This is a genomic window from Streptomyces sp. NPDC058665, assembly GCF_042714995.1.
GTDB lineage: Bacteria > Actinomycetota > Actinomycetes > Streptomycetales > Streptomycetaceae > Streptomyces.
Genome location: NZ_JBHXRX010000120.1, coordinates 1 through 9,752 on the forward strand (window position 1 = coordinate 1; position 9,752 = coordinate 9,752).

Genomic DNA, 9,752 nt, shown 5'->3' on the forward strand with positions numbered 1-9,752 from the left:
GGGGGGTCCACCCCCCGCCGCCCCGCTCCGTCGTCGTACGACCTGCCTTACGGTCTGCGGGCGGACGTGACGCGGTAGACGTCGTAGACGCCCTCCACGCCCCGTACGGCCTTCAGCACGTGCCCGAGGTGCTTCGGGTCGCCCATCTCGAAGGTGAAGCGCGAGGTGGCCACCCGGTCGCGGGATGTCTGCACGGCCGCCGACAGGATGTTGACGTGCTGGTCGGACAGGACGCGGGTGACGTCGGAGAGCAGCCGGGACCGGTCGAGCGCCTCGACCTGGATGGCGACGAGGAAGACGGACGACTGGGTGGGCGCCCACTCGACTTCGAGGATCCGCTCCGGCTGCTGGGACAGCGAGTCGACGTTCACGCAGTCCGCGCGGTGTACGGAGACGCCGCTGCCGCGGGTGACGAAGCCGATGATCGGGTCGCCCGGGACCGGCGTACAGCAGCGGGCGAGCTTGACCCACACGTCCTCGACGCCCTTGACGACCACGCCGGGGTCGCTGCTGGAGCGGCGCTTGGAGCGCCCGCGCGAGGGCGGCGCGCTCTCGGCGATGTCCTCGTTGGCCGCCTCCTCGCCGCCGAGCGCCTGGACGAGTTTCTGTACGACGCCCTGTGCGGCGACATGGCCCTCGCCGATCGCCGCGTACAGGGACGAGATGTCGGGGTAGCGCATCTCGTGCGCGAGCGTGACGAGCGAGTCGCCGGTGAGGATCCGCTGGATCGGCAGGTTCTGCTTGCGCATCGCCTTTGCGATGGCGTCCTTGCCGTGCTCGATCGCCTCGTCGCGGCGTTCCTTGGAGAACCAGGCGCGGATCTTGTTCCTGGCCCGTGGCGACTTGACGAAGCCCAGCCAGTCCCGCGAGGGTCCGGCGCCCGACGCCTTGGAGGTGAAGACCTCCACGAGATCGCCGTTGTCGAGGGTCGATTCGAGCGGGACGAGCCGTCCGTTGACCCGCGCCCCTATGGTGCGGTGGCCGACCTCCGTATGGACGGCGTAGGCGAAGTCGACGGGGGTGGCCCCGGCGGGCAGCGCTATGACATCGCCCTTGGGCGTGAAGACGAAGACCTCGTTGCGCGACAGGTCGAAGCGCAGGGACTCCAGGAACTCGCTGGGGTCCTCGGTCTCCTTCTGCCAGTCGAGCAGCTGGCGCAGCCACGCCATGTCGTTGACGGTGTCCTGGCCGCCGCCCTTGCCCGCGTTCCTGGGCACGTCGGTACGGACCTTGGACGCCCCGGCGACGGCCTCCTGCTTGTACTTCCAGTGCGCCGCGATGCCGTACTCGGCGCGGCGGTGCATGTCGAACGTACGGATCTGGAGCTCGACCGGCTTGCCGCTGGGCCCGATGACCGTCGTGTGCAGCGACTGGTACATGTTGAACTTGGGCATCGCGATGTAGTCCTTGAACCGTCCGGGGACCGGGTTCCACCGGGCGTGGACGGTGCCGAGCGCCGCGTAGCAGTCGCGGACCGTGTCGACGAGGACGCGGATACCCACCAGGTCGTAGATCTCGGCGAAGTCGCGGCCTCGCACGATCATCTTCTGGTAGACGCTGTAGTAGTGCTTGGGCCTGCCGGTGACGGTGGCCTTGATACGGGCGGCGCGCAGATCGGACTGGACCTCGTCGGTCACTACGGCCAGATACTCGTCGCGCTTGGGCGCCCGCTCGGCGACGAGCCGGACGATCTCGTCGTACATCTTGGGGTAGAGGATCGCGAAGGCGAGGTCCTCCAGCTCCCACTTGATGGTGTTCATGCCCAGGCGGTGGGCCAGCGGCGCGTAGATCTCCAGCGTCTCGCGGGCCTTCTTCTCCTGCTTCTCCCGCTTGAGATAGCGCATGGTGCGCATGTTGTGCAGCCGGTCGGCGAGCTTGATGACCAGGACGCGGGGGTCCTTGGCCATGGCGACGACCATCTTGCGTACGGTCTCGGCCTGGGCGGCCTCGCCGAACTTGACCTTGTCGAGCTTGGTGACGCCGTCGACGAGGAGGGCGACCTGGTCGCCGAAGTCCTTGCGGAGCGTGTCGAGGCCGTACTCGGTGTCCTCGACCGTGTCGTGCAGCAGCCCCGCCATGAGCGTGGCCGGGTCCATGCCGAGTTCGGCGAGGATCGTGGTCACGGCGAGGGGGTGCGTGATGTACGGGTCGCCGCTCTTGCGCTTCTGGCCGCGGTGCCAGCGCTCGGCGACCTGGTAGGCCCGCTCGATCTGGCGCAGGACGGCGGTGTCGATCTTGGGATCGTTGCTCCGTACGGTCCGCAGCAGGGGTTCGAGGACCGGGTTGTACGGCGACGAGCGCTGCACGCCGAGACGGGCCAGCCGGGCACGTACGCGGTTGGAGGAGCCGCCGGAGCGTGAGGGGGCGGCCGGCGGGGGCTTGGGCGCGGTGACGGGGACCGGGAGCTGGCTCTTCGGGGGCGAGCCCGGCAGGGCCGCGGCGGCGGGGGCCGGGTCGGCCGGCTTCGAGGATGCCCGGCTCGGGCCGGACCCGTTGCGCTCGGAGCGATCGTGGCCGGAGCGATCGAGGTCGGACCCCTGCCGCTCGGTGGCGCTCTGCCCGGACCCGTTCCGCTCGGCAGACGTCCGCGCAGCCGTCCTCGACCCGTCCGCCTGGTCCTGCGGCAGGGCAGGCGCCGCCGTGGCCTGGTCTGCGTGCGGATCGGGCTGGGCGGCGGCGAGTGGCTGGGCCTCGTCTGGCAAGAGCGCTCCTCGTGCGTTTCCGGGGTCCCCCGGTAGGTGCGGAACGGCCATGGTATCGACCTCGTGCCGCGGGTGCTCACGAGACCGTTGACCGCGCGGGAGCATGGAGGGATTCCGGGTCGATGAAAGGGAGAACGCGGACGCCCCGGGTGGAATTCCCGGGGCGTCCGTTTTCACCGTATTTCGTCGTTCGTCGCCGACGAGGTCAGAGCTGGATCAGTGCCTCCAGCGGAGCGTCCCGCAGGTGCGGCTCCAGACGGGCCCTGCCGCCGAGGAAGCCCAGTTCCAGCAGGACCGCCACGGCCACCACGTCGGCTCCGGCCCGGCGGACCAGGTCGACCGAGGCGCCGGCGGTGCCGCCGGTGGCGAGCACGTCGTCGATGACGATGACGCGGTCGCCCTCCTGGAGGTCCTCGGCGTGGACCTCCAGCTCGGCGCTGCCGTACTCCAGGTCGTACGTCTGCGACAGCGTCGCTCCGGGCAGCTTCCCCGCCTTGCGGACGGGGATGAAGCCGATGCCGGCCCGGACCGCGACCGGCGCGGCCAGGATGAAGCCGCGCGCCTCCAGGCCGACGATCTTCGTGGCGCCGTGCCGCACGGCCAGCTCCGCGAGCGCGTCGGTGAGCGCCGTGAAGGCCTTCGGATCCGCGAGCAGCGGGGTGATGTCCTTGAACATCACCCCCTGCTTCGGATGGTCCGCCACATCACGGATCCGGCTGAGGAGCAGTTCCCTCGTGCTGTCGTCGGTCATCGACGCTTCCCCGACGGACGGCCCCGGCCACGTCCGCCGTGGCTCCGGGGACCCGCGACCGCGGCGGCGGCTGCGGGCGGGGCGTCGTGCGGCCCCTCGCCGTCGTCCGGCTCGGCGTCCCCCGGCCCGTCGGCACCCTCGTGCGCCGACTCGGCCGCCTCGCCCTTGGCCACCGCGGCGGCCCGCTTGGCCAGTACGCGCTTCTTCAGCGCCTTCATCTGCGGCTCGCGCTCCTTGAGGTCGGCGACCAGCGGAGTGGCGATGAAGATCGACGAGTACGCACCGGCGGCGAGGCCGACGAACAGCGACAGCGAGATGTCGTTCAGCATGCCGGCGCCGAGGAATCCGCCACCGATGAAGAGCAGACCGGCGACCGGCAGCAGCGCGACCACGGTGGTGTTGATGGAACGCACCAGGGTCGAGTTGATGCTGCGGTTGGCGACCTCGCTGTAGGTGAAGCGCGTCTGCTTGGTGATGTCCTTCGACCCCTCCTTGAGGCTGTCGAAGACCACGACCGTGTCGTAGAGGGAGTAACCGAGAATGGTCAGCAGACCGATCACCGTGCCCGGTGTGACCTCGAAGCCGACCAGCGCGTACACACCCACCGTGATCGTGAGGTCATGGATCAGGGCGATCAGCGCGGCGACCGCCATTCTCCATTCGAAGGCGATCGCCAGATAGATCACCACCAGGATCATGAAGATCCCGAGTCCCGTCCAGGCCTTGTTGGCGATCTGCTTGCCCCAGCTCGGCCCGACCAGGTCGGCGTTGATCTTCTCCTTGGGGATGTTCAGGTCTTCGGCGAGCTGCGTCTGCGTCTTGTCGGCCTGCGCCGTGTTCAGCTCGGTGACCTGGATACGCAGGGTGCCGTTGCCGAGCTGCTGGACGATCGCGTCATGGCCGGACGCGGCTTCCGCGTGCTCCTGCGCCTCCGACACGGAGATGCTCGTCTTGGGGGTGGTGAAGACGGCACCGCCCTTGAACTCGATGCCCATGTTGAGCCCCCGCACCCCCAGGCCCGCGATGGCCGTGATGGTGATGAGGATCGAGAGCGCGTACCAAAACATGCGCTTCTTGATGAAGTCGTAGCCGACTTCGCCGCGGTAGAGCCGCGCGCCGAGATCGCCGAGTCGCGACATCTCACGCCTCCTTCGGGTCGGTGGGGGCGCCGATACGGCGTGTGCGGCGCAACGGTGGTTTCGCTCCGAGGCGCTTCGGGTCGAGACCGGACCAGGAACCACCGCCCGAGAAGAACTTCGTGCGGGCGACCAGGGTCATGACCGGCTTCGTGAAGAAGAAGACGACGACGACGTCGAGGACCGTGGTGAGGCCGAGCGTGAACGCGAAGCCCTGCACCTTGCCGACGGTGACGGTGAACAGCACGGCCGCGGCGAGGAACGACACGAAGTCGGACACCAGGATCGTGCGCCGGGCGCGCGGCCAGGCCCTTTCGACGGCGGGCCGCAGCGTACGGCCCTCTCTGATCTCGTCACGGATTCGTTCGAAGTACACGATGAACGAGTCTGCCGTGATGCCGATCGCAACGATCGCACCACACACCGCGGGGAGGTTGAGGGCGAAGCCGATACCCGGTCCGAGCAGGGTCATGATCGCGTACGTCATGACCGCCGAGGCCAGGAGGCTGACGATGGCGATCAGCGCGAGACCCCGGTAGTAGAGCACCAGGTAGATGATCACCAGCGCGAGGCCGATGGCGCCCGCGATCAGACCGGCGTGCAGCTGCTCACCGCCGAGCGCGGCGGTGACCGTGGTGACGGTCTCCTCCTGGAAGGTGAGCGGCAGCGCGCCGTACGACAGGATGTTGCCCAGGTCCTGCGCGGACTCCTGGGTGAAGTTGCCGGAGATCTCGGCGTTGGCGCTCAGCGTCTGGCGCACCGAGGGCGCCGAGACGACCTCGCCGTCGAGGACGATGGCGAACTGGTTCTGCGGGGCCTGCTGCTGCGACAGCTTGCTGGTGATCGCCTGGAACTTCTTCGAGCCGCCGCCCGTGAAGTCCATCTGGACGATCCACTGGCCGGTCTGCTGGTTGATGGTGGCGTTGGCGTCGTCGACGTCCTTGCCGCCCACCTCGGCGGGGCCGAGGACGTACTTCTCCCACACGCCGTCGTTCTCACCGCAGGCGAGCGTCGGCTGATCCGGCTTCGCGTTGTCGCCGAGGGCGCCCCTGGCCTTCTCGTTCGTGCAGTCCAGCGCCGCGAAGTCGGCCTGGAGCTTCTCCGTCGCGGGGTCCGCGGGCGGTGTCGCGGGCTCGCTCGGGGACGGGCTGGGCTTGTCGGAGGCCGAGCCGGTCGGTGTGGGCGTCGCGTCGGCCTTCAGGTCCTCCGTGAGGGGGCGTCCCTGGGTCGTCTCCGAGGGACTGGGGGCGTTGTCACCCGAAGGGGAAGCGGTCTCCTTCGGCTTCTCGCTCCCGGAAGGGCTCGGGCTCTCGCTCGCACCGGCGCTCGGGGTCGGGTTCGCGTCCGGCGGCGGCTGCTGAGCGGCGGGGTCACCGGGGCCGAGCGTCAGGACCGGCCGGAAGTACAGCTGAGCGGTGGTGCCGACCTGCTCACGAGCCTGCTGCGAGTTCGTGCCCTTGGGGATGTTGACAATGATGTTGTCGGATCCCTGGGTCTGAACCTCGGCCTCCTGAACGCCGAGACCGTTGACACGACGCTCGATGATGCCGACCGCGGTGTTCATGTTGGTCTCGTTGACCGCGTTCGCCTGGCCCGGCGAGCTCTTGGCCTTGAGCGTGATGGTCGTGCCGCCGGCGAGGTCGATACCGAGGCGCGGCGTGAGCTCGCCGGCCCCGAACATCCCGCCGATGAGGGCGATCATCGCGATCAGGAACAGGATCAGGGTGCGCCCCGGCTTTCCCGGGGCCCCCGTCTGCCTTCGGCCCTTCTGAGGTGCTGCCACCTTTTCGTTTCTCCCTGTCCAACCGCCCCACGCCGGGTGGGCGACGGAGCGGCAACGAAGTGTTGTGGGGACGTGCCCACGCGAATGCCGACGCCGTCCGGGGACCGCGGCACGCCCGGGGACGTGGTGCGGGACCGGACGGGACTACTTCGCGCCGCTCTCGCCGTCGGCCTTGGCGTCCTTGGCCTCGACCGACTCCTTCTCGGCGTCGTCGGAGGCGACGTCCGCGTCGGCCTTGGCCGCGTCAGTCTTGGCCGCGTCGGCGTCGGCGTCGGTCTCGGCCTCCGTCTCGGCGTCTTCCGGGCCGTCCTTCTTGCCCAGGTCGATCTTCGAGACGTCGTCGTCGACCAGCGAGGAGGCGTCGTCGGGCACGACGTGGCCGTCGACCTCGAACTCGTCCTCGTCGCCGTGGACGATGCGGTTGTACTCGTCGTCCGTCAGGACCGCGCCGATGGCGTTCTTCGCGTACACGGCGTGGACGGCCGGCGCGACCTCCAGCAGGACCGTCTCGTCGTGAACTTCCTTGACGGTGGCGTACATGCCCCCGATCGTCCGGACACCTGTGCCGGGCTGCATCTCATTGCGCATCTGCACAGCCGCCTGCTGCTTCTTCTTGGCGGACCGGGTCATCAGGAACATGGCCCCGATGAGCACGATGAAGGGGAGAAGGGTCACGAGACTCACGGGAGGGAACTTCCTTCGCACGACCGCGCTGTCGGGCGGCCTGGTATACGGGGGTGGGTAGCCGACCGTTACGGGCGGCATCGGCGGAGTCTAAGCGAGTCCGCATCAATGGAACAACGCCCAGCATGGCACCGGGGTTCCTGCTGAGGCGAGTGCCTGTGCGCTCACGCCCCGAACAGCCCCGGTTGTCCGCTTGCGCCTGGGCCCCGCGGGGGTGGCGTCAACCCCAGATGGGCCCATGCCGCCGGGGTCGCGACCCGGCCGCGAGGGGTACGGGCGAGCAGTCCCTCCCGTACGAGGAAGGGCTCGGCGACCTCCTCGACCGTCTCGCGCTCCTCACCCACCGCGACGGCGAGGGTCGACAGACCGACCGGGCCGCCGCCGAACAGCTTGAGCAGGGCCTGGAGCACGGCCCGGTCGAGCCGGTCCAGGCCCCGTTCGTCCACCTCGTACACCTGAAGGGCGACGGAGGCGATGTCGCGGTTGATGTACCCCTCGGCCTTGACCTGCGCGTAGTCGCGGACCCGCCGCAGCAGACGGTTGGCGATACGGGGCGTGCCCCGGGAGCGTCCGGCGATCTCGGCGGCACCGTCCGCGTCGATCTCCAGGTCCAGGAGGTGCGCGGAGCGGTGGATGACCCGCTCCAGCTCGACGGGCTCGTAGAACTCCATCTGCGCGGTGAAGCCGAAGCGGTCGCGCAGCGGGGGCGGCAGCAGGCCGGCCCTGGTGGTGGCGCCGACGAGGGTGAAGGGCGGCAGCTCCAGCGGGATGGCGGTGGCGCCCGGTCCCTTGCCGACGATGACGTCGACGCGGAAGTCCTCCATGGCCATGTAGAGCATTTCCTCGGCGGGCCGGGACATCCGGTGGATCTCGTCGAGGAAGAGGACCTCGCCGTCCTGGAGGGAGGAGAGGATCGCGGCGAGGTCGCCCGCGTGCTGAATGGCGGGGCCCGATGTGATGCGGATGGGGGCGCCCATCTCTGCCGCGATGATCATGGAGAGGGTGGTCTTGCCGAGGCCGGGCGCGCCCGAGAGCAGGACATGGTCGGCGGTGGCGCCCCGGGCGAGCGCCGCCTTCAGGACGAGGTCGAGCTGTTCCCGTACGCGCTCCTGCCCGACGAACTCGTCCAGCGACTTGGGGCGCAGCGCCGCCTCGACCGCCTGGTCCTCGCCGTCGGCGGACGCGGCGACGAGCCGCTCGGGCCCGTCGGCCGCGTCCGTCGGCGGAGGGCCGCCTCCCGGCGTCCCTGTGCTGCTGTCGTCCCAGTTCACTGTGGCTCACCTCATGGAATCGGGACGTCCCTGGACGGTCCCGTGGAGTTCGGCTCCGGCGCCGGCCGGACGGCGACCGGGGGCGGCCCCGTCCGCGCCCGGCGACGTCGCCGGGTCAGCGGGTGCGGTTCAGCGACTGGAGCGCCGCCCGCAGGAGTCGCGGTACGGCGGGCGCCTCGCCCGCCTCGATCGCCGCCTCGGCCTCGGGGGCGACCAGCGCGACCGCCTCGTCGGCCTCCCTCGTCGCGTATCCGAGACCGATCAGCGCCGAGTGCAGCTGATCGTTCCAGGCGGCGGAGACGGGGGCGCCGATTCCCTGTCTGCCGATGTGCGTGCCGAGGGGCTCGCCGAGCCGGTCCTTCAGCTCCAGCAGCAGCTTCTGCGCACCCTTCTTACCGATGCCGGGGACGGCGGTCAGCGTCTTCTCGTCGCCCGTGGCGACGGCGACCCGCAAGGTGTCGGGCGAGTGCACCGCGATCATCGCCTGGGCGAGGCGCGGACCGACACCACTGGCCGTCTGGAGCAGCTCGAACGTCTGGCGCTCGTCGTCGTCGGCGAAGCCGTACAGCGTGAGCGAGTCCTCCCGGACGACCAGCGAGGTGGCGATCTTCGCCTCCGCACCGATCCGCAGCCCGGCGAGGGTGGCCGGGGTGCACTGGACCACCATGCCGACGCCCCCGACCTCGATCACCGCGGAGGTCGGGGCGAGCGCGGCCACCGGGCCGCTGACGAAGGCGATCATCGGGGAACCTTCCGTACGGGGGTGTGGCCGGCGGGGCGGGACGCCTTCGCCGCGGCGTGCGCCTGCTGGAGCCGGTTGACGGCGGGGGCGCGCCAGATATGACAGATCGCGAGAGCGAGGGCGTCGGCGGCGTCGGCCGGTTTGGGCGGCGCGTCCAGTCGCAGCAGCCGGGTCACCATGGCGCCGACCTGTGCCTTGTCGGCGCGCCCGCTGCCCGTGACGGCGGCCTTGACCTCGCTGGGGGTGTGCAGGGCGACGGGGATGCCGCGGCGGGCCGCGCACAGCATGGCGACCGCGCTGGCCTGGGCCGTCCCCATCACCGTACGGACGTTGTGCTGGCTGAACACCCGCTCCACGGCGACCAGTTCGGGCCGGTGCTCGTCCAGCCAGGCTTCCACTCCCCGCTCGATGGCGACGAGGCGCGATCCGAGGTCCGCGTCGGCGGGTGTGCGCACCACACCGACGCCGAGCATCGTCAACGTGCGTCCCGCGACGCCCTCGACGACGCCGACACCGCATCGCGTCAGTCCGGGGTCCACGCCCAGTACCCGCATCGCGCCCCTCCCCCTCACACTCCCGGTCCCGGTCCCGCCCGGACACCAGTTCTGCCGGTGAGTCAGAACCCCTGATCAGCACAGTATCGGTCGGCACCGACAACGCGGCGGGCCGACGGGGGGTGTGTC

Annotated in this window: 8 protein-coding genes; all 8 read right to left on the bottom strand. The window is 70.1% G+C overall.

The window, feature by feature from the left end; all coding sequences use genetic code 11:
* Window positions 1-47: 47 nt before the first annotated feature.
* The 8 genes from ACFWV8_RS37665 to ruvC all read right to left on the bottom strand — a co-directional run bounded on the left by ACFWV8_RS37665 (window position 48) and on the right by ruvC (window position 9,623).
* A complete protein-coding gene (locus ACFWV8_RS37665) occupies window positions 48-2,702 on the bottom strand; it encodes a RelA/SpoT family protein (RefSeq protein ID WP_384214967.1) in 2,655 nt (884 codons plus the stop codon).
* A gap of 205 nt (window positions 2,703-2,907) precedes the next feature.
* Window positions 2,908-3,453 carry an adenine phosphoribosyltransferase gene (locus tag ACFWV8_RS37670; RefSeq protein ID WP_329389894.1) on the bottom strand — a complete coding sequence of 182 codons (546 nt, stop codon included), beginning with the start codon at window positions 3,451-3,453 and terminating at the stop codon, window positions 2,908-2,910.
* Window positions 3,450-4,592 carry a protein translocase subunit SecF gene (gene secF / locus ACFWV8_RS37675; RefSeq protein ID WP_384214968.1) on the bottom strand — a complete coding sequence of 381 codons (1,143 nt, stop codon included), beginning with the start codon at window positions 4,590-4,592 and terminating at the stop codon, window positions 3,450-3,452. Before secF ends, ACFWV8_RS37670 begins: the two co-directional genes overlap by 4 nt.
* Window position 4,593: 1 nt before the next feature.
* On the bottom strand, window positions 4,594-6,372 hold the full coding sequence (gene secD / locus ACFWV8_RS37680) for a protein translocase subunit SecD (RefSeq protein ID WP_329389890.1): 1,779 nt from the start codon (window positions 6,370-6,372) through the stop codon (window positions 4,594-4,596).
* A gap of 144 nt (window positions 6,373-6,516) precedes the next feature.
* Entirely contained in the window at window positions 6,517-7,056 is a 540-nt protein-coding gene (gene yajC, locus ACFWV8_RS37685; protein ID WP_384214970.1) for a preprotein translocase subunit YajC, read from the bottom strand.
* A gap of 164 nt (window positions 7,057-7,220) precedes the next feature.
* The gene (gene ruvB, locus ACFWV8_RS37690; protein WP_384214971.1) at window positions 7,221-8,327 is read right to left on the bottom strand and encodes a Holliday junction branch migration DNA helicase RuvB; all 1,107 of its coding nucleotides are present in this window, start codon (window positions 8,325-8,327) and stop codon (window positions 7,221-7,223) included.
* A 115-nt stretch (window positions 8,328-8,442) separates the two neighbouring features.
* On the bottom strand, window positions 8,443-9,069 hold the full coding sequence (gene ruvA / locus ACFWV8_RS37695) for a Holliday junction branch migration protein RuvA (RefSeq protein WP_384214973.1): 627 nt from the start codon (window positions 9,067-9,069) through the stop codon (window positions 8,443-8,445).
* Entirely contained in the window at window positions 9,066-9,623 is a 558-nt protein-coding gene (gene ruvC, locus ACFWV8_RS37700; protein ID WP_384214975.1) for a crossover junction endodeoxyribonuclease RuvC, read from the bottom strand. Before ruvC ends, ruvA begins: the two co-directional genes overlap by 4 nt.
* Between the last annotated feature and the right edge of the window lie 129 nt (window positions 9,624-9,752).